The sequence below is a fragment of the Pseudomonas sp. SDO5271_S396 genome, assembly GCF_054071795.1.
Genome location: NZ_JBSVWB010000007.1, coordinates 96,149 through 116,251 on the forward strand (window position 1 = coordinate 96,149; position 20,103 = coordinate 116,251).

The following is a 20,103-nucleotide window of genomic DNA, read 5'->3' on the forward strand; positions in this document are numbered from 1 at the left end:
CGCTGAGTGATCAGCGGCCTTTGCGTCAGGAGAAGAGTTGTGTCCCAAGCCAAACGTTTCGATAACTACATCAACGGCCAATGGGTGGCCGGCGCGGACTACTGCGCCAATATCAACCCGTCGGAGTTGTCCGATGTCATCGGTGAATACGCCAAGGCTGACGTCGCTCAGGTCAACGCGGCTATCGATGCTGCCCGTGCCGCCTTTCCAGCCTGGTCCACCTCGGGTATCCAGGCGCGTCATGATGCGCTGGATAAAGTGGGCAGCGAAATCCTCGCCCGCCGCGAAGAACTCGGCACCCTGCTGGCCCGGGAAGAGGGCAAGACCCTGCCCGAAGCCATCGGTGAAGTGACCCGCGCCGGTAATATTTTCAAGTTCTTCGCCGGTGAATGCCTGCGCCTGTCCGGTGATTACGTGCCGTCCGTACGTCCGGGCGTCAATGTTGAAGTCACCCGTGAAGCCCTGGGCGTGGTCGGCCTGATCACCCCGTGGAACTTCCCGATCGCCATTCCCGCCTGGAAAATCGCCCCAGCCCTGGCCTACGGCAACTGCGTGGTGATCAAGCCCGCCGAGCTGGTACCGGGCTGCGCCTGGGCCCTGGCCGAAATCATCTCCCGTGCAGGCTTCCCCGCTGGTGTGTTCAACCTGGTGATGGGCAGTGGTCGCGTGGTGGGCGATGTGCTGGTCAACAGCTCGAAAGTCGACGGCATCAGCTTTACCGGTTCGGTGGGCGTGGGGCGTCAGATCGCAGTCAGCTGTGTGTCGCGCCAGGCCAAGGTGCAGTTGGAAATGGGCGGCAAGAACCCGCAGATCATCCTCGATGACGCCGACCTCAAGCAGGCCGTCGAGCTGGCGGTGCAGAGCGCGTTCTACTCCACCGGCCAGCGTTGCACGGCGTCGAGCCGTTTGATCGTCACCGCCGGTATCCACGACCAGTTCGTCGCGGCGATGGCCGAGCGCATGAAGTCGATCAAGGTCGGTCATGCGCTCAAAAGCGGCACTGACATTGGCCCGGTGGTGTCCCAGGCCCAGCTGGACCAGGACCTCAAGTACATCGACATCGGCCAGAGTGAAGGTGCGCGGTTGGTGAGCGGTGGTGGCCTGGTGACGTGCGATACCGAAGGTTACTTCCTGGCGCCCACCTTGTTTGCCGACAGCGAAGCGGCCATGCGCATCAGCCGTGAAGAAATATTCGGCCCGGTGGCCAACGTGGTACGCGTCGCGGACTACGAGGCGGCACTGGCGATGGCCAACGACACCGAGTTCGGTCTGTCGGCGGGCATTGCCACTACGTCGTTGAAATACGCCAACCACTTCAAACGCCACTCCCAGGCCGGCATGGTGATGGTCAACCTGCCGACCGCCGGTGTGGACTACCACGTTCCGTTCGGGGGCCGTAAGGGCTCATCCTATGGTTCGCGTGAGCAAGGTCGCTATGCGCAAGAGTTCTACACCGTGGTGAAAACCAGCTACATCGGTTCGTAACACGCACTACCTGCTGAACCCGGTTCCTGTAGGGGCTGGCTTGTGTGGGAGCTGGCTTGCCTGCGATAGCCTCACTTCGGTTTTACTGAAGCACCGAGGTGTCTGCATCGCAGGCAAGCCAGCTCCCACAGGAAGCGGTCCCCGCAGACACACAATGCTTACCCGCAAAAAAAATAATTAGTGGGAGTACATCTTCATGCAAGCGACCAAGCCGACCCACGTCCGCTATTTGATCCTGCTCATGCTGTTCCTGGTGACCACGATCAACTACGCCGACCGGGCCACTATCGCGATCGCCGGCTCCAGCCTGCAAAAAGACCTCGGCATCGACGCGGTCACCCTCGGTTATATCTTCTCTGCATTCGGTTGGGCCTATGTAGCCGGGCAAATTCCCGGTGGCTGGCTGCTCGACCGCTTCGGCTCGAAAAAAATCTATGCCTTGAGCATCTTTACCTGGTCGCTGTTCACCGTGCTGCAAGGCTATGTCGGCGAGTTCGGTGTTTCCACCGCGGTAGTTGCGCTGTTCATGCTGCGCTTCCTGGTGGGCCTGGCTGAAGCGCCGTCGTTCCCTGGAAACGCCCGTATTGTCGCGGCATGGTTTCCTACGGCTGAACGCGGCACCGCCTCGGCGATATTCAATTCGGCGCAGTACTTCGCCACCGTATTGTTCGCCCCGTTGATGGGCTGGATCGTCTACACCTTCGGCTGGCAACACGTGTTTATCGTGATGGGCGGCATCGGCATTCTGTTCTCGCTGATCTGGCTGAAACTTATCCACAGTCCGCGCAACCATCCGATGATCAATGACGCCGAATTCCGACACATTGCCGAGAATGGGGCGATGGTCGACATGGATCAGGACAAGGCCAAGGGCCAGAAGACCGACGGTCCCAAGTGGGATTACATCCGCCAGTTGCTGACCAACCGCATGATGCTAGGCGTCTATCTGGGCCAATACTGCATCAACGGCATCACCTATTTCTTCCTGACCTGGTTCCCGGTGTACCTGGTGCAAGAGCGTGGCATGACCATTCTAAAGGCCGGTTTCATCGCATCGCTGCCGGCGATCTGCGGGTTTATCGGCGGGGTGCTGGGCGGCTTGATTTCCGACTACCTGCTGCGCAAGGGCCATTCGCTGACGTTTGCACGCAAGGCGCCGATCATCGGCGGGTTGCTGGTGTCGTGCAGTATCGTGGCGTGCAACTACGTGGATATCGAGTGGATGGTGGTGGGCTTCATGGCCCTGGCCTTCTTCGGCAAAGGCGTTGGCGCACTGGGCTGGGCGGTGGTGTCGGACACCTCGCCGAAACAGATCGCCGGCCTCAGTGGCGGCCTGTTCAACATGTTCGGCAACCTGGCCTCTATCAGTACGCCGATCGTGATCGGCTACATCATCAGCACCACCGGCTCGTTCAAGTGGGCGCTGGTATTCGTGGGCGCCAACGCCTTGTTGGCGGTGTTCAGCTACCTGGTCATCGTCGGGCCGATCAAGCGTGTGGTGCTCAAAGAGCCGCCCACCAAAGGGCCTGAGCTGACCCAACTTACCGAAGCGCATTCCTGAGGGGCGATGTAATGCAGTTGATTGAACATGCCGACTCGCCGCGCTCCATTCGCTTGCACGAGCGCGATAACGTGGTGATCGTGGTCAATGACCAGGGTGTTCCTGCCGGTACCGAGTTTCCGGACGGCCTGGTGACCGTGGACTTCATCCCCCAGAGCCACAAGGTGACCCTGGAAGATATCCCCGAGGGCGGTCAGATCATTCGCTACGGCCAGACCATCGGTTATGCCCTGGCGCCGATCCCGCGCGGCAGTTGGGTGCAGGAAGATCAACTGCGCATGCCCACCGCGCCGCCGCTGGACAGCTTGCCGTTGTCCACCGACGTGCCGCAAACCCAGGCGCCGCTGGAGGGGTTTACCTTCGAAGGCTATCGCAACGCCGACGGTACCGTGGGCACGCGCAATATTCTGGGGATCACCACCACGGTGCAGTGCGTCACCGGGGTGCTGGATCATGCGGTCAAGCGCATCAAGGACGAACTGTTGCCCAAGTACCCCCATGTCGATGACGTGGTGGCGTTGACCCACAGCTACGGCTGCGGTGTGGCTATCACTGCCACGGATGCCTACATTCCGATCCGCACCGTGCGCAACCTGGCGCGCAACCCGAACCTGGGTGGTGAGGCGTTGGTGATCAGCCTGGGCTGCGAGAAATTGCAGGCCGGGCAGGTGATGCACGACAACGACAGCTCCGTCGATTTGAGTGAGCCGTGGCTGTATCGGTTGCAGGATTCCAGTCACGGTTTTACCGAAATGATCGAACAGATCATGGAGCTGGCCGAGACGCGCCTGAAGAAACTCGACCAGCGTCGCCGGGAAACCGTGCCGGCGTCGGAGTTGATCCTGGGCATGCAGTGTGGCGGCAGCGATGCGTTTTCCGGCATCACCGCCAACCCGGCGCTGGGCTATGCCTCGGATCTGCTGCTGCGGGCCGGCGCGACGGTGATGTTTTCCGAGGTCACCGAAGTGCGCGATGCCATCTACTTGCTGACGTCCCGCGCCGAGAACCAGACCGTTGCCCAGGAACTGGTCCGGGAGATGGACTGGTACGACCGTTACCTGGCCAAGGGCGAGGCGGATCGCAGCGCCAACACCACGCCGGGCAACAAGAAGGGCGGGCTGTCGAATATTGTCGAGAAGTCCCTGGGCTCCATCGTCAAATCCGGCAGCAGCGCGATCAACGGTGTGCTCGGCCCGGGTGAACGTTTCAAGGGCAAGGGCCTGATCTTTTGTGCGACACCGGCCAGCGACTTTGTGTGTGGCACCCTGCAACTGGCCGCCGGGATGAACCTGCATGTGTTCACCACCGGGCGTGGCACGCCCTACGGGCTGGCGATGGCGCCGGTGGTGAAAGTGTCGACCCGCACGGAACTGGCGCAGCGCTGGCCGGACCTTATCGACATCGACGCCGGGCGCATCGCCACGGGGCGTGCGAGCATCGAGGAGCTGGGGTGGGAGCTGTTCCACTTCTACCTGGATGTCGCCAGCGGCAAGCAGCAGACGTGGGCGGAGCGGCACAAGCTGCACAACGACATCACGTTGTTCAACCCTGCGCCGATTACCTGAGACCCTCACTGATCTTGTAGGAGCTGGCTTGCCTGCGATGATGGCGGGTCAGCTCATGCAGATGTGACTGGAATACCGCTATCGCAGGCAAGCCAGCTCCCACATTTGATCGGTGTTGCCCAGACGAACCCGGTCGTACTGGCTTATCATTAGCCACCTAACGACGCTCACCAAGGTTCTCCCGGCATGCTGGCCATTTTTCTCACCACCCTCACCATCACCGCGCCGGTGTTTGCCATGCTGTTCCTGGGGGTGCTGCTCAAGCGTGTCAACTGGATCAACGACAACTTTATCCACACCGCCTCGTCCCTGGTGTTCAACGTCACCATGCCGGCGCTGCTGTTCCTGGGTATCCTGCATGCCGACCTGCATTCGGCGCTCAAGCCGGGCCTGCTGATCTATTTTGCCGTAGCCACTCTGCTCAGCTTTGCCTTGGCCTGGGGCTGGGCGATCTTTCGGTGCAAGCGAGAGGACCGGGGCATCTACACCCAGGGCTGCTTTCGGGGCAACAACGGCGTGATCGGCCTGGCGCTGGCCGCGAGCATGTACGGTGACTATGGCATCTCCCTCGGCGCGATCCTCGCGGCGCTGGTGATCCTGTTCTACAACACCCTCTCGACCATTGTGCTGGCGGTGTACAGCCCGGTGATCAAGTCCGATCCATGGAGCATCTGCAAGAGCGTGTTGGCTAACCCGCTGATTATCAGCGTCATCGCGGCCACGCCGTTCGCGGTGTTCCAGATTGGCCTGCCGGGTTGGCTGGAGTCTTCCGCCCAGTACCTGGCGGACATGACCCTGCCATTGGCGCTGATCTGCATCGGCGGCACGTTGTCCCTGGCGGCGTTGCGCAAAAGCGGCAGCATGGCGTTGAGCGCCAGCCTGGTGAAAATGGTCGGGTTGCCCGTGTTCGCGACGTTGGGGGCCTGGCTGCTCGGCTTTCGGGGGCCGGAACTGGGGATTCTATTCCTGTACTTCGGTGCGCCGACGGCCGCCGCGAGTTTCGTGATGGCTCGGGCTGCGGAGGGGAACCATGAGCTGGCGGCGGCGATTATCGTGATCACCACCTTGATGGCGGCGGTGACCACCAATATCGGGATCTTCGTGTTGCAGGCGGGTGGGTGGATCTGAGTTTTGTGCCGTCCGTGAGGGCCGATCGCAGGCAAGCCAGCTCCCACATTTTGGTATGTGAACACATTCAACTGTGGGAGCGGGCTTGCTCGCGAACGGCTATCTGACAATCACTGCTTGTCTGCCTGATACGCCTCGATCACTTCCTGCGCCGCCCGAAACGCATCAATCGCCGCCGGCACCCCGGCATACACCGCGCAATGCAGCAGCGCTTCGCGGATCTCTTCCACGGTGCAGCCGTTGTTCAGCGCGCCACGTACGTGACCCTTGAGTTCCTGCGGGCACTTGAGCGCGGTGAGCGCGGCGAGGGTGATCAGGCTGCGGGTCTTCAGCGGTAGGCCTTCACGGTTCCACACACTGCCCCAGGCATGTTCATTGACGAAGTCCTGCAGCGGCTGGCTGAACTCGGTGGCATTGCCCAAGGCGCGGTCGACGAACACGTCGCCCATGACCTGGCGACGCATTTCCACGCCGGTTTTTTTCTGATCGGTCATTGCGGTTCCCTCTTGTGTTGGCGGCGCCAGGCTCGCAGCGTAGTGAACAACAGCAGGGCCACCAGCGCTGGCAGGACGTAATACAACATCAGTTGTTCGAGCTTATTGGCCAGCGGCATGCCGGTGGTGAACGACACCACGTGTAGCCCATACGCCAGGTACAGCCCCAGTAAGACCAGGCCTTCGACGCGGGTGACCCGGTAACCGGAATAGAACACCGGCAGGCACAACACCACCACGCCGAGCATCACCGGCAGGTCGAAGTCCAGGGCGTTGGGCGAAACCGACAGGGGCGATGGGGCTACCAGGGCGGTGAACCCCAACACTCCCAGCAGGTTGAAGAGGTTGCTGCCGATCACGTTGCCCACGGCAATTTCACGCTCGCCACGCACTGCTGCAATCAGCGAGGTGGCCAGGCAGGGCAGGGAAGTGCCGACGCCGATCAGCGTCAGGCCGATGATGCGCTCCGACAGGCCAAGGTCGGAGGCGACGTCCACCGCGGCGCCCAATAACAGATGCCCGGCCAGTACCAGCACCAGCAAACCGCCGAGTATCAGCAGCGCGCTGCTCAACCAGGGAGCCTGGGTCACGGTTTCGAAAGTGCGAGGGCGGCGGGAGTGGCGGCTTTGGTAATGCAGCAGGCCCAGGTACGCCACCAGGGCGATGAGCAACAGTAAACCGTCGAGGGGCGTCAATTCTTCATTGGCGGCGAGGGTGGACACCAGCAGGCCGGCGAGGATCATCACCGGGATATCCAGGCGCACCAGTTGCCGTGAAACCCGCAACGGAATGACCAGTGCCGACAGGCCCAGGGTCACCAGAATATTGAAGATGCTGCTGCCGATCACGCTGCCCACCGCGATATCGGTATTGCCCGCCAGGGTGGCTTGCAGGCTGACGGTCATTTGCGGCGCGCTGCTGCCGAAGGCGACGATGCTCAGGCCGATGATCAATGGTCGCACCTTGAGGCTGGCGGCCAGGCGCACGGCGGCACGCACCAGGATTTCGGCGCCGAGGATCAGTAGCACCAGGCCGCCGATCAGTTCGATCAGGCTCCAGGGCGAGAGGGCGGTGAGTCCGAAAATGGCCAGGGCTCCGTCAGTTGCTCAGCGCTTGTACGCGCACGCGTGCCGTGCCGCTGCTGATCATGCCCAGCTGTTCGGCGGCCTTGCGCGAAAGGTCGATCAAGCGCCCACGGGTGTGCGGGCCGCGATCGTTGATGCGGACGACGACGGATTTGTCGTTGTCGAGATTCGTGACCTTGACCTGGGTGCCGAACGGCAATTGCCGGTGGGCGGCGGTCAGGGCGTTCTGGTTGAAGGGTTCACCGCTGGCAGTCTTTTTGCCATGGTGCCGGGCGCCGTAATAAGAGGCGGTGCCGGTTTCGTCGTAGCCGTTGGGATTGATGACGCCGCTGGCGCAGCCGGTCAGCAGGGAGAACAGGGCCAGGAGGCCTAATAGACGCTTCATGCGAGGTACTCCCGTTACAAGTGTGGAAACTGGCCTATGTAGGAGCTGGCTTGCCTGCGATGGCGTCACCACGGTGTCACTGATGCACCGAGGCGCCTGCATCGCGGGTAAGCCCGGCTCCCACAGAAGCCGGGTCCTACCTATGTCAGCCTTCGAGCTTGCTTTTGAGCAATTCGTTCACCTGTTGCGGGTTGGCCTTGCCTTTGGAAGCTTTCATCGCCTGGCCGACAAAGAAGCCGAACATTTTGCCGCGCTTGGCTTCGTCTGCCGCGCGGTACTGTTCGACCTGCTCGGCGTTGGCCGCGAGCATTTCGTCGAGCACGGCCGAAATTGCGCCGCTGTCGGTGACCTGCTTGAGGCCACGCTTCTCGATGATCTCATCGGCGCTGCCTTCACCGCTGGCCATCGCTTCGAACACGGTCTTGGCGATCTTGCCGGAGATGGTGTTGTCCTTGATGCGCAGCAGCATGCCGCCCAGTTGCTCGGCGGTGACCGGCGACTCGTCGATTTCCAGGCCCTGTTTGTTCAGCAGGCTGCCCAGCTCGACCATGACCCAGTTGGCGGCGAGCTTGGCGTCGCCCGCGATGCCGAGCACCTGTTCGAAGTAGTCCGCCTGTTCGCGGCTCGACGCCAGTACGCTGGCGTCGTACACCGACAGGCCCAGTTGCGACTGGAAACGCTCGCGCTTCTGCTGCGGCAGTTCCGGCAGGCTTTTGCGTACGTCGTCCAGGAACGAATCCTCGATGACCACCGGCAGCAGGTCCGGATCGGGGAAGTAACGGTAGTCGTTGGCTTCCTCCTTGCTGCGCATGGCGCGGGTTTCGTCCTTGTTCGGGTCGTACAGGCGGGTTTGCTGGATGACCTTGCCACCGTCCTCGATCAGTTCGATCTGGCGCTGGATCTCGCTGTTGATCGCCTTCTCGATGAAGCGGAACGAGTTGACGTTCTTGATCTCGCAACGGGTGCCGAACTCGGCCTGGCCCTTGGGGCGTACCGAGACGTTGCAGTCGCAACGCAGGGAGCCCTCAGCCATGTTGCCGTCGCAGATGCCCAGGTAGCGCACGAGTGCGTGGATCGACTTGACGTAGGCCACGGCCTCCTTGGCGCTGCGCATGTCCGGCTCGGAGACGATTTCCAGCAGCGGCGTGCCGGCGCGGTTCAGGTCGATGCCCGTGACGCCGTTGAATTCCTCATGCAGGCTCTTGCCGGCATCTTCCTCCAGGTGTGCACGGGTGATGCCGACGCGCTTGACCGTGCCATCTTCCAGCGGGATGTCCAGGAAGCCCTTGCCGACGATGGGCAATTCCATCTGGCTGATCTGGTAGCCCTTGGGCAGGTCCGGGTAGAAGTAGTTCTTGCGCGCGAACACGTTGTGCTGGCCGATCTCGGCATCGATCGCCAGGCCGAACATCACGGCCATGCGCACCGCTTCCTGGTTCAGCACCGGCAGCACGCCGGGCATGCCCAGGTCGACCAGGCTGGCCTGGGTGTTGGGCTCGGAGCCGAACGTGGTGGCGCTACCGGAGAAAATCTTCGATTGGGTGGCGAGCTGGGTATGAATCTCCAGCCCGATCACGACTTCCCATTGCATAGTGTTCTCCTCAGAAGCCGGTAGGGGTGCGAGTGTGCCAGTCAGTGTTCAACTGGTACTGGTGCGCCACATTGAGCAGGCGGCCTTCCTGGAAATATGGGGCGAGCAACTGCACGCCGACCGGCAGGCCATCGACGAAACCGGCCGGCATGGACAAGCCCGGCAGGCCCGCGAGGTTGGCGGTGATGGTGTAGAGGTCTTCGAGGTACGCAGCCACCGGGTCGCCGTTCTTGGCGCCGAGTTTCCAGGCCGGGTTCGGCGTGGTTGGGCCGAGGATTACGTCGACCTGTTCAAACGCGGCCATGAAGTCGTTCTTCACCAGGCGACGGATTTTCTGCGCCTTGAGGTAATACGCATCGTAGTAGCCGGCTGACAGCGCGTAGGCACCCACCATGATCCGGCGTTGTACTTCGGCGCCGAAGCCTTCGCCACGGGAGCGCTTGTAAAGGTCGGTAAGGTCTTTCGGGTTTTCGCAGCGATAGCCGAAGCGCACGCCGTCGAAACGCGACAGGTTGGAGGACGCTTCCGCCGGTGCGATCACGTAGTAAGCAGGAATCGCGTGCTGGTTGTTCGGCAGGCTGATTTCCTTGATCACGGCGCCGAGGCCTTCCAGCGTCTTGACGCTGTTGTGCACCAGCTCGGCGATGCGCGGGTCGAGACCGGCGCTGAAGTATTCCTTCGGTACGCCGATGCGCAGGCCCTTGAGCGACGTATTGAGGCTGGCGCTGTAGTCCGGCACCGGCTCGTCGATGCTGGTGGAGTCCTGTTTATCGAACCCGGCCATGCCTTGTAACAATATTGCGCAGTCTTCTGCGGTGCGGGCCAGAGGGCCGCCCTGATCCAGGCTGGACGCATAGGCGATCATGCCCCAGCGGGATACGCGACCGTAGGTCGGCTTCAAACCGGTGAGGTTGGTGAAGGCGGCAGGCTGACGGATCGAGCCGCCGGTATCGGTGGCCGTGGCGGCCGGCAGGAAGCGCGCGGCTACTGCGGCAGCCGAACCACCCGACGAACCACCCGGCACGTGCTCCAGGTTCCACGGGTTTTTCACCGCGCCGTACCAGCTCGACTCGTTGGCCGAGCCCATGGCGAACTCGTCCATGTTGGTCTTGCCCAGGGTCACGGCGCCGGCGGCAGCCAGCCTGGACACCACGGTGGCATCGTAGGGCGCCTTGAAGTTGTCGAGCATCTTCGAGCCGCAGCTGGTGCGAATGCCCTGGGTGCAGAACAGGTCTTTGTGGGCGATCGGTGCGCCCAGCAGTGCGCCATTTTCACCGTTGGCGCGACGTGCGTCGGCGGCCTTGGCCTGGCTCAAGGCCAGCTCTTCGGTGAGGCTGATGAAGCTGTTGACCTTGGGGTCGAGCGTGGCGATGCGCGCCAGCAGGGTCTTGGTCAGCTCTTCGGAAGAAAACTTTTTATCGGCGAGACCGCGGGCGATCTCGGCCAGAGTCAATTCGTGCATTGCAGGCTCTTTCCCTTTAGTCGATGACTTTCGGAACCAGGTACAGGCCGTTTTCGACCGCTGGCGCGATGGACTGGTAGGCCTCGCGATTATTGCTTTCGGTCACGACGTCTGCGCGCAGGCGCTGGCTGGCTTCCAGCGGGTGAGCCAGGGGCTCGATGCCGTCGGTGTTCACGGCCTGCATTTGGTCGACCAGCCCGAGAATGCTGTTCAGGGCTGCGGTGGTCTGTGGAAGATCGTCTTCATTCAGGCCGAGTGAGGCCAGATGAGCGATTTTTTCCACGTCGGAGCGTTCAAGCGCCATGGGGATTCTCCAGTGGAAAACGGAACGGAGGCTGTCCGTGTGTTAGATTGTCGGAACACTACCGCATTTCTACGGTCTTACGGCCGCGATTGTGGGGGTTGGTGCACAGAAAGTCGGCCAATTTAGCACATTGGCGCCTTGCCCAAAATCCCTGTCGTTGTTAGAGTTTGCCGCACTTTTTTACCCACGCGTTGCCTAGGGTCCCTTTCCCATGTTCAAGAAACTGCGTGGCATGTTTTCCAGCGATCTTTCCATTGACCTGGGCACTGCCAACACCCTTATTTACGTGCGCGAGCGCGGTATCGTCCTGAATGAGCCATCGGTTGTGGCCATTCGGACCCACGGTAATCAGAAAAGTGTCGTTGCCGTCGGCACCGAGGCCAAGCGCATGCTCGGCCGTACACCTGGCAACATTGCTGCCATTCGTCCGATGAAAGACGGCGTGATCGCCGACTTCAGCGTCTGCGAGAAGATGCTGCAGTACTTCATAAACAAGGTTCACGAAAACAGTTTCCTGCAGCCCAGCCCTCGCGTGCTGATCTGCGTTCCTTGCAAGTCCACCCAGGTTGAGCGTCGTGCCATCCGTGAGTCGGCCCTCGGCGCCGGTGCCCGTGAAGTGTTCCTGATCGAAGAGCCTATGGCTGCTGCGATCGGTGCTGGCCTGCCGGTTGAAGAAGCCCGCGGTTCGATGGTGGTGGATATCGGTGGTGGTACCACTGAAATCGCCCTGATTTCCTTGAACGGTGTGGTGTATGCCGAATCCGTGCGTGTCGGCGGCGACCGCTTCGACGAAGCGATCATCACCTATGTGCGCCGTAACTACGGCAGCCTGATCGGCGAGTCCACCGCCGAGCGCATCAAGCAGGAAATCGGTACCGCTTACCCGGGCGGCGAAGTGCGCGAAGTCGATGTGCGCGGTCGCAACCTGGCCGAAGGTGTTCCACGTGCTTTCACCCTGAACTCCAACGAAGTGCTGGAGGCTCTGCAAGAGTCCCTGGCCACTATCGTTCAGGCGGTCAAGAGCGCCCTGGAGCAATCGCCGCCGGAGCTGGCTTCCGACATCGCCGAGCGTGGTCTGGTGTTGACCGGTGGTGGCGCCTTGCTGCGTGACCTCGACAAACTGCTGGCCCAGGAAACCGGTTTGCCGGTCATCGTCGCCGAAGACCCGCTGACCTGTGTCGCCCGTGGTGGTGGCCGTGCGCTGGAAATGATGGATAAACACACCATGGACCTGCTCTCCAGCGAATAAGTGCTGGCGGATTGGCCTCATGCTTCGTTCACAGGCAGCACTTTGCAGTGCTGCCTGTTGGCGTTTATCTTCTTCAATCTGCATCCAGGCCGGTTTGATGCCGTATGAATAAAGAAAACATTTGCCTGGGAGGAGCGGCTTATTAAACCGCTTTTCGCCAAAGGCCCCTCATTGGGCGTGCGCCTGCTGGTGCTGGTCGTGCTTTCGGTCGCGTTGATGGTGGTCGATGCCCGCTTCGCGCTGCTCAAGCCTGTGCGCAGCCAGATGTCGCTGGTGCTGATGCAGACTTACTGGATCACCGACCTGCCGCAACGTCTGTTCCAGGGGGTGGCCAGCCAATTCGGCAGCCGTACCGAACTGGTCGCCGAGAACGAAAAACTCAAGACCGAGAACCTGCTGTTGCAAGGGCGCCTGCAAAAGCTGGCGGCCCTCACCGAGCAGAACGTTCGGCTGCGCGAGTTGCTCAACTCTTCCGCGCTGGTCAACGAGAAGGTCGAGGTGGCCGAGTTGATCGGCATGGACCCCAACCCGTTCACCCATCGCATCATCATCAACAAAGGTGAGCGCGACGGTGTGGTCCTTGGCCAGCCGGTGCTCGATGCCCGTGGCCTGATGGGGCAGGTGGTCGAGCTGATGCCCTACACCTCACGGGTATTACTGCTGACGGACACGACCCACAGCATCCCGGTGCAGGTCAACCGCAACGGCTTGCGCGCGATTGCCAGCGGTACCGGCAACCCCGAGCGCCTGGAATTGCGTCACGTGGCGGATACGGCCGATATCAAGGAAGGCGACCTGCTGGTCAGCTCCGGGCTGGGGCAGCGGTTCCCGGCGGGTTACCCGGTGGCGACGGTCAAGGAAGTGATCCATGACTCCGGCCAGCCTTTCGCCATTGTCCGTGCGGTGCCGACCGCTGCCCTTAATCGCAGCCGCTATCTGTTGCTGGTGTTCAGCGACAACCGCACGCCGGAAGAGCGTGCCAATGACGCCGCCCAAGCCCAGGAAGCCGAAGACAAACAGAACGGTACCGGGCCTATCGTCCCGGCAACAGTGCCGAAGCCGGCATTCGTCGGGCCGCCCGCGCCTGCTCCGGCGGCGGCGCCTGTCGCGACACCGGTCAAGCCTGCGGCTCACAATGCGCGCGCTGCCAAGCCCACCGTGACTAAACCCCCCGCCGCGACACCTGCGGTCAAGCCTCCGGCGACCGCCCCGGCTACCCCACGGCAGAGGGAGGAATAATGGCCAGTACTCATTCGCGCAACGGCTGGATCGTCTGGCTGACCTTTGCCATCGGCTTGCTGCTCAGCGTTTCGCCCTTGCCTCAGTTCATGGAAATCCTGCGTCCACTCTGGCTCGCGCTGCTGCTGGCCTTCTGGTCGCTGAACCTGCCGCATAAAGTGGGTATGGTTACCGCGATGTTTCTGGGCTTGGCGGAAGACGTGCTCTATGGCACCTTGCTGGGCCAGAATGCGTTGATCCTGACCCTGATCACCTTTCTGGTGTTGTCGTTGCAGCAGCGTCTACGCATGTTCCCGATGTGGCAGCAATGCCTGGTGATCCTGGTGATCTTCGGCTTGGCGCAGTTGGTGCAGTTGTGGCTCAGTGCCTTGACCGGCAACCGTCAGCCAACCCTGGCGCTGGTGTTGCCGGCCCTGGTCAGTGCGTTGCTGTGGCCCTGGGTGAGTTTCGGTCTGCGTGGCTTGCGTCGTCGTTACAAAATCAATTGAATGGATTGCGAGGCTCTGCCTGGTTATCGAACTCTACAGGGAGAGTCTGCAATGAATTCGCTTTACCTGGCCTCGGGCTCTCCGAGGCGGCGTGAACTGCTGACCCAGATCGGTGTGCCTTTCACCGTGGTCAGCGCCGCCATTGATGAAACTCCTCTTACAAATGAATCCGCTGTTTCCTACGTCGAGCGTCTCGCGCGCGGCAAGGCGACAGCGGGTTTTGCTGCGCTTGAAAACACGGTCGGTGCCTGTGTGCTGGGTGCCGATACGGCAGTGATCGTAGACGGCCAGATTCTCGGCAAACCGGTGGACCAGGCTGATGCCTTGGCCATGCTGATGGCCCTGGCGGGACGCGAGCACGAAGTGCTCACGGCCATTGCGATCACGGACGGCCAGCGTTGCGAAACCCGATGTGTAAGCAGTCATGTGCGTTTTCGCGAGATTTCGCTCGGGGAGGCTGCAACCTACTGGCACAGTGGAGAACCGCAGGACAAGGCGGGCGGCTATGCTATTCAGGGGCTCGGGTCGGTGTTTGTGGCCGGACTCAATGGCAGCTATTCGGCGGTGGTTGGCCTGCCGGTCTGCGAAACCGCACAACTGCTTGGCGATTTCGGCATACCCTGTTGGCAAAACCTTACCGCGCGCTGAACGCCTTGCTCCAGCGCCCAGCCTTGAGCGACCGGTCATCCTTGTGAAAACGCCTGAACGAGACCCAGCCATGAGTGAAGAGATTCTGATCAATATCACGCCGATGGAATCGCGCGTGGCGGTGGTAGAGAACGGTGTTCTGCAGGAAGTGCATGTCGAGCGTACCCAGAAGCGCGGGATCGTCGGCAATATCTATAAAGGCAAGGTGGTGCGTGTATTGCCGGGCATGCAGGCCGCATTCGTCGACATCGGCCTGGACCGTGCGGCGTTTATCCATGCTTCGGAAATATCCCTGCGCGAAGGGGCGGCGGTGGAAAGCATCAGCGCGCTGGTGCACGAAGGGCAGAGCCTGGTGGTGCAAGTCACCAAGGATCCCATCGGTTCCAAAGGCGCACGCCTGACCACTCAGCTGTCGATTCCGTCGCGTTACCTGGTGTACATGCCGCGTACCGCTCATGTCGGTATTTCGCTGAAGATCGAAGACGAAGCCGAGCGCGAACGCCTGAAAAAGGTGGTGAGCGACTGCGTGGCCGCCGAGGGTATCAAGGAAGCCGGCGGTTTTATCCTGCGTACCGCCGCAGAGGGCGCGGGCGCCGATGAGATCCTGATGGATATCCGTTACCTGCGACGCCTGTGGGACCAGATCGGCGCACAGATCAAGACCATTGGCGCACCTAGCGTGATCTACGAAGATCTCGGCCTGGCGCTGCGCACCCTGCGTGACCTGGTCAGCCCGAAGATCGAGAAAATTCGCATCGACTCGCGGGAAACATTCCAGCGCACCACGCTATTTGTCGCTGAACTGATGCCGGAAATTGCCGACCGCCTGGAGCACTACCCGGGTGAGCGGCCGATTTTCGACCTGTACGGCGTCGAAGATGAAATCCAGAGGGCACTGGAGCGCAAGGTGCCGCTCAAGTCCGGCGGTTATCTGGTGGTGGACCCGGCAGAAGCCATGACCACCATCGACGTCAACACCGGTGCATTCGTGGGGCATCGCAACCTCGAAGAGACCATCTTCAAGACCAACCTCGAGGCGGCCACCGCGATTGCCCGTCAACTGCGCCTGCGCAACCTGGGTGGCATCATCATCATCGACTTCATCGACATGGAAGACGAAGAGCACCAGCGCCAGGTGTTGCGCACCCTGGAGAAGCAACTGGAGCGTGATCACGCCAAGACCAATATCATCGGGATCACCGAACTGGGCCTGGTACAGATGACCCGCAAGCGCACCCGCGAGAGTCTGGAACAAGTGCTGTGCGAACCGTGCAGCAGTTGCCAGGGGCGCGGCAAGTTGAAAACGCCGGAAACGGTTTGCTACGAGATTTTCCGGGAAATCCTGCGCGAAGCGCGGGCTTACCAGGCTGAAGGCTATAGAGTGCTCGCCAACCAGAAAGTGGTCGACCGGCTGCTGGATGAAGAGTCCGGCAACGTTGCCGAACTGGAGGGGTTTATCGGACGCACGATACGCTTCCAGGTCGAAACCATGTATTCCCAGGAACAATACGACGTGGTGCTGCTCTGATCCCCATTCGCTTGTTTTCACGAGACCGGCAGACCTTGATCTGCCGTCCGACTAACGCCTTGAGGGTCGCCTGACATGGAGCGTCTCATGCGCTTTTTTGCCGCTTTGACCCGTTGGGGCCTGGGCCTGTGTGCCTTGCTGCTGGTGCTCGCTGCGGTGTACGTGAGCCTGGGGCGCGAGTTGACCCCATTGGTGGCCGAATACCGCGCCGAAGTCGAGGCCAAGGCCCAGGCCGCCGTGGACATGCCGTTGCGAATCGGCAGCCTGGAAGGCCGCTGGAGTGGTTTTGCCCCGGTGTTGCTGGCTCACGACGTGACGTTGGGTGAGGGTGGCAGTGCGTTACGCCTGGACCAGGTCGAGGTAGTGCCGGACCTGTGGGCCAGCCTGACTGCGCGTGAAGTGCGTATTGCCCACCTGGAGGTCAGTGGCCTGCAACTGGGCGTCAAGGAAGACAAGGATGGCCGCTGGACACTGCAAGGCTTGCCTGTGCAGGACGACCAGCCGCTGGATCCCGAGCAGTTGCTCAAGCGCATGCAGAGGGTAAAGCGCGTTTCGCTGCTCGACAGCCAGGTGACCTTGCAGCCGTTTGACCAGGCGCCAGTCACCTTGACTTATGTGGGCCTGAGCCTGCACACCGGCATGACCCGCCAACGCCTGGACGCTCGCTTGACCCTGCCCGACGGCCAGCCCCTGGCCGTTAGCCTGCGCAGCCGCATTCGTGCCAGTCAATGGAAGGACGCTGACGTTCAGGCGTACTTGAGTTTGCCGCAAAGCGACTGGGCCAAGTGGATTCCCGTCAAGCTGACCCAGCAATGGAAGCTTACCCAGCTCAAGGCCGGCGGTGAATTCTGGCTGACCTGGGCCAAGGGCGCCGTACAGAGCGCGGTGGTGCGCCTCAACTCGCCCCAGATGAAGGGCAGCTACGCCGACCGCAAGCCTGTGCATATCGAAAATCTGGCGCTCACCGCCTATCTCCAGCGCAGCGATACGGGGCTTGATGTGCTGTTCGACTCGCTGGCGATGAACCTGGGGGAGACGCGCTGGGAGTCGCGCCTGCACGTGCGGCAGACCCTGGCCACCGACAAGGACCTGGAGGTCTGGAAGCTTCAGGCCGACCGCCTGGATTTGACGCCGATCACGCCGCTGCTCAATGCCCTGGCGCCGCTGCCGGAAGGCTTTGCCAAGACGATCCAGCATCTCAAGGCCACCGGCCTGCTGCGTAACGTGCTGGTGGAGCTGCGCCCTCAAGACACGACCGATCAAAAAGTCAGCTTTGCCGCCAATCTCGAGCGTATCGGGTTTGATGCCTACTTTGGCGCGCCGGCCGCACGCAATGTGTCAGGCAGCATCAGCGGTGACTTGGGCCATGGCGAGTTGCGCATGGACAGCAAGGACTTTTCCCTGCACCTGGACCCGATCTTCGCCAAACCCTGGCAGTACATCCAGGCCAATGCGCGCCTGACATGGACGCTGGACAAGCAAGGCTTCACTCTGATCGCCCCTTACATCAAGGTGTTGGGGGAGGAGGGCAAGATCGCAGCGGACTTCCTGATACGCCTGCATTTCGATCAGCACCAGGAAGACTATATGGACTTGCGGGTCGGCATGGTCGACGGCGATGGTCGTTTTACCCCCAAGTACCTGCCGGCGGTGTTGAGCCCGGCTTTGGATGAATGGCTGCGCACGGCGATCCTCAAGGGGGCGGTCGACCAGGGGTTCTTCCAGTATCAGGGCTCGTTGAACCATGATGCGCTGCCCGCCGCCCGCAATATCAGCCTGTTCTTCAAGGTGCATGATGCCGAGCTGGCGTTCCAGCCGGGCTGGCCCCATGTGGGAAAGGTCAATGGCGAGGTGTTTGTCGAGGAGACAGGCGTGCGCATCCTGGCCAGCAAAGGCCAGTTGCTCGACACCAAGGTCAAGGATGTCTACGTCAATATTCCCCACGCGCCCACCGGCAAGGACAGCCATTTGCTGATTACCGGCGGGTTCGCCGGTGGTTTGGGCGATGGCTTGAAGATCCTTCAGGAGGCGCCGATCGGCACCGTCTCCACTTTCGCCGGCTGGAAAGGCGAGGGTGATCTGCAAGGCACGCTGGATCTGGATGTGTCGTTGGTCAAGGGCACCGAGCCGAAGATCGTGGTGGATTTCCAGACCGACAAGGCGCACCTGCAATTGGCGGAACCCACTCTGGACCTGACCCAGCTCAAGGGTGGCTTTCGCTTCGACAGCGCCAAGGGCTTGAGCGGGCAGAATATTACGGCCCAGGCGTTTGATCGGCCAATCACCGCGCAGATCTTCGCTGACGGCAAGCCGGGAAACATCAGTACCCGTGTCACTGCCAGGGGGCAGGTGACGGTCAAGCGGCTGACGGACTGGTTGAAAATCAGTCAAGCGTTGCCGGTGTCCGGCGATATCCCGTACCAGTTGCAGCTCAACCTCGACGGCGCCGACAGCCAATTGATGGTCAGTTCCAACCTCAAGGGTGTTGCGGTGGATCTACCGGCACCATTCGGCATGCCAGCCAGCCAGGGCCGTGACAGCGTGTTCCGCATGACCTTGCAGGGGGCGGAGCGCCGGTACTGGTTCGATTACGGCGAGTTGGCGAATTTCACCTTTGCGGCACCGCCAGACAAATTCAGTGAGGGCCGGGGCGAGCTGTTTCTCGGTGATGGCGATGCACTGTTGCCGGGCGCCAAGGGCTTGCGCGTACGCGGTGTGCTGTCGGAGCTGGACATCGATCCGTGGAAGAAACTGGTGGCCCGCTATGCCGGGAATGACCCGGGCGGTAGCGCCAAACAGTTGTTGAGCAGTGCCGACTTCAAGGTAAACAAGCTCACGGGGCTGGGCACGCGGTTCGATCAGGTCAACCTGCAACTGGACCGCAAGCCCGGGGCCTGGGGTTTGCAGCTCGACAGCCAGCAGGCCAAGGGCACCGTGAACCTGCCGGACGCCAAGGGCGCGCCGATTGCAATCAACCTGCAATACGTGAAGTTGCCGGCGGTGGACCCGACGGTCCAGGCCGACGAAAACGCGCCGGACCCCTTGGCCGATATCGACCCCAAGGACATTCCGGCCATGGATATCGCCATCGATCAGCTATTCCAGGGGCCAGATCTGGTGGGCGCCTGGTCGCTGAAGATCCGTCCGACGGCCAGAGGCCTGGCCCTCAACAACCTGGACCTGGGACTCAAGGGCATGCAGCTCAAGGGGAGCGGTGGTTGGGAAGGTGCGCCGGGGGACAGTAGCAGTTGGTACAAGGGCCGTCTGGATGGCAAGAACATCGGTGATGTACTCAAGGGCTGGGGCTATGCGCCGACGGTTACCAGTGAGGATTTCCACCTTGATGTGGATGGCCGCTGGCCTGGTTCTCCGGCCTATGTCGGGCCCAAACGCTTTTCCGGCAGCCTGGACGCGGCGTTCCGTAACGGTCAGTTCGTTGAGGTGGAGGGCGGCGCCCAGGCGTTGAGGGTATTTGGTCTGCTGAACTTCAACTCGATCGGGCGTCGTTTGCGCCTGGACTTTTCGGACTTGCTCGGTAAGGGCTTGAGTTATGACCGGGTCAAAGGGTTGCTGGCCGCCAGCAATGGCGTGTTCGTGACGCGTGAGCCGATTACCCTGACGGGGCCTTCGAGTAACCTGGAGTTGAACGGTACTCTGGACCTGGTCGCTGACCGCGTCGATGCCAAGTTGCTGGTGACGTTGCCGGTGACCAATAACCTGCCGATCGCGGCCTTGATCGTGGGGGCGCCGGCGATCGGTGGCGCATTGTTTCTGATCGACAAGCTGATCGGTGATCGCGTTTCGCGCTTCGCCAGTGTGCAATACAAGGTGCAAGGGCCGTGGAAGGATCCGAAAATCACCTTCGACAAGCCTTTCGAAAAGCCCAACTGA

Annotated in this window: 16 protein-coding genes; 10 read left to right on the top strand and 6 right to left on the bottom strand. The window is 61.5% G+C overall.

Annotation, left to right across the window (positions count from 1 at the left end):
- Positions 1-39 precede the first annotated feature (39 nt).
- From ACW9IN_RS08010 to ACW9IN_RS08025, 4 genes are all read left to right on the top strand, one after another.
- Positions 40-1,485 (top strand): aldehyde dehydrogenase family protein, encoded by a 1,446-nt coding sequence (locus tag ACW9IN_RS08010; protein ID WP_457365366.1) that lies wholly within the window; start codon positions 40-42, stop codon positions 1,483-1,485.
- Positions 1,486-1,681: 196 nt separating this feature from the next.
- Positions 1,682-3,046: an MFS transporter gene (locus ACW9IN_RS08015; RefSeq protein WP_457365367.1), complete on the top strand. Its 1,365-nt coding sequence runs from the start codon at positions 1,682-1,684 to the stop codon at positions 3,044-3,046.
- An 11-nt stretch (positions 3,047-3,057) separates the two neighbouring features.
- Positions 3,058-4,611: a galactarate dehydratase gene (gene garD, locus ACW9IN_RS08020; protein ID WP_457365368.1), complete on the top strand. Its 1,554-nt coding sequence runs from the start codon at positions 3,058-3,060 to the stop codon at positions 4,609-4,611.
- A gap of 186 nt (positions 4,612-4,797) precedes the next feature.
- Entirely contained in the window at positions 4,798-5,739 is a 942-nt protein-coding gene (locus ACW9IN_RS08025) for an AEC family transporter (protein WP_457365369.1), read from the top strand.
- Between the two features lie 110 nt (positions 5,740-5,849).
- On the opposite strand, the gene ACW9IN_RS08030 is transcribed toward ACW9IN_RS08025, so the two are convergent.
- The 6 genes from ACW9IN_RS08030 to gatC form a co-directional block, all read right to left on the bottom strand.
- The gene (locus ACW9IN_RS08030; RefSeq protein WP_457365370.1) at positions 5,850-6,233 is read right to left on the bottom strand and encodes a carboxymuconolactone decarboxylase family protein; all 384 of its coding nucleotides are present in this window, start codon (positions 6,231-6,233) and stop codon (positions 5,850-5,852) included.
- A complete protein-coding gene (locus ACW9IN_RS08035) occupies positions 6,230-7,276 on the bottom strand; it encodes a calcium/sodium antiporter (RefSeq protein ID WP_457365452.1) in 1,047 nt (348 codons plus the stop codon). Before ACW9IN_RS08035 ends, ACW9IN_RS08030 begins: the two co-directional genes overlap by 4 nt.
- Before the next feature lie 55 nt (positions 7,277-7,331).
- The gene (locus ACW9IN_RS08040) at positions 7,332-7,703 is read right to left on the bottom strand and encodes a septal ring lytic transglycosylase RlpA family protein (RefSeq protein WP_457365371.1); all 372 of its coding nucleotides are present in this window, start codon (positions 7,701-7,703) and stop codon (positions 7,332-7,334) included.
- 145 nt (positions 7,704-7,848) lie between these two features.
- Positions 7,849-9,294 (bottom strand): Asp-tRNA(Asn)/Glu-tRNA(Gln) amidotransferase subunit GatB, encoded by a 1,446-nt coding sequence (gene gatB, locus ACW9IN_RS08045; RefSeq protein ID WP_457365372.1) that lies wholly within the window; start codon positions 9,292-9,294, stop codon positions 7,849-7,851.
- Positions 9,295-9,304: 10 nt separating this feature from the next.
- The gene (gene gatA, locus ACW9IN_RS08050) at positions 9,305-10,756 is read right to left on the bottom strand and encodes an Asp-tRNA(Asn)/Glu-tRNA(Gln) amidotransferase subunit GatA (protein ID WP_457365373.1); all 1,452 of its coding nucleotides are present in this window, start codon (positions 10,754-10,756) and stop codon (positions 9,305-9,307) included.
- Positions 10,757-10,772: 16 nt separating this feature from the next.
- Positions 10,773-11,060: an Asp-tRNA(Asn)/Glu-tRNA(Gln) amidotransferase subunit GatC gene (gene gatC, locus ACW9IN_RS08055; protein ID WP_457365374.1), complete on the bottom strand. Its 288-nt coding sequence runs from the start codon at positions 11,058-11,060 to the stop codon at positions 10,773-10,775.
- A 211-nt stretch (positions 11,061-11,271) separates the two neighbouring features.
- Between gatC and mreB the strand changes: the two genes are divergently transcribed.
- The 6 genes from mreB (at position 11,272) to ACW9IN_RS08085 (ending at position 20,103) form a co-directional block, all read left to right on the top strand.
- Entirely contained in the window at positions 11,272-12,309 is a 1,038-nt protein-coding gene (gene mreB / locus ACW9IN_RS08060) for a rod shape-determining protein MreB (RefSeq protein WP_002555108.1), read from the top strand.
- Between the two features lie 141 nt (positions 12,310-12,450).
- Complete coding sequence (gene mreC / locus ACW9IN_RS08065; RefSeq protein WP_457365453.1) at positions 12,451-13,548, top strand: rod shape-determining protein MreC; 1,098 nt, start codon at positions 12,451-12,453, stop codon at positions 13,546-13,548.
- On the top strand, positions 13,548-14,036 hold the full coding sequence (mreD, locus tag ACW9IN_RS08070; protein WP_457365375.1) for a rod shape-determining protein MreD: 489 nt from the start codon (positions 13,548-13,550) through the stop codon (positions 14,034-14,036). Before mreC ends, mreD begins: the two co-directional genes overlap by 1 nt.
- Before the next feature lie 51 nt (positions 14,037-14,087).
- Entirely contained in the window at positions 14,088-14,684 is a 597-nt protein-coding gene (locus ACW9IN_RS08075) for a Maf family protein (RefSeq protein WP_457365376.1), read from the top strand.
- A 70-nt stretch (positions 14,685-14,754) separates the two neighbouring features.
- Entirely contained in the window at positions 14,755-16,212 is a 1,458-nt protein-coding gene (gene rng / locus ACW9IN_RS08080; protein WP_457365377.1) for a ribonuclease G, read from the top strand.
- Positions 16,213-16,287: 75 nt separating this feature from the next.
- Positions 16,288-20,103: a YhdP family protein gene (locus ACW9IN_RS08085; protein ID WP_457365378.1), complete on the top strand. Its 3,816-nt coding sequence runs from the start codon at positions 16,288-16,290 to the stop codon at positions 20,101-20,103.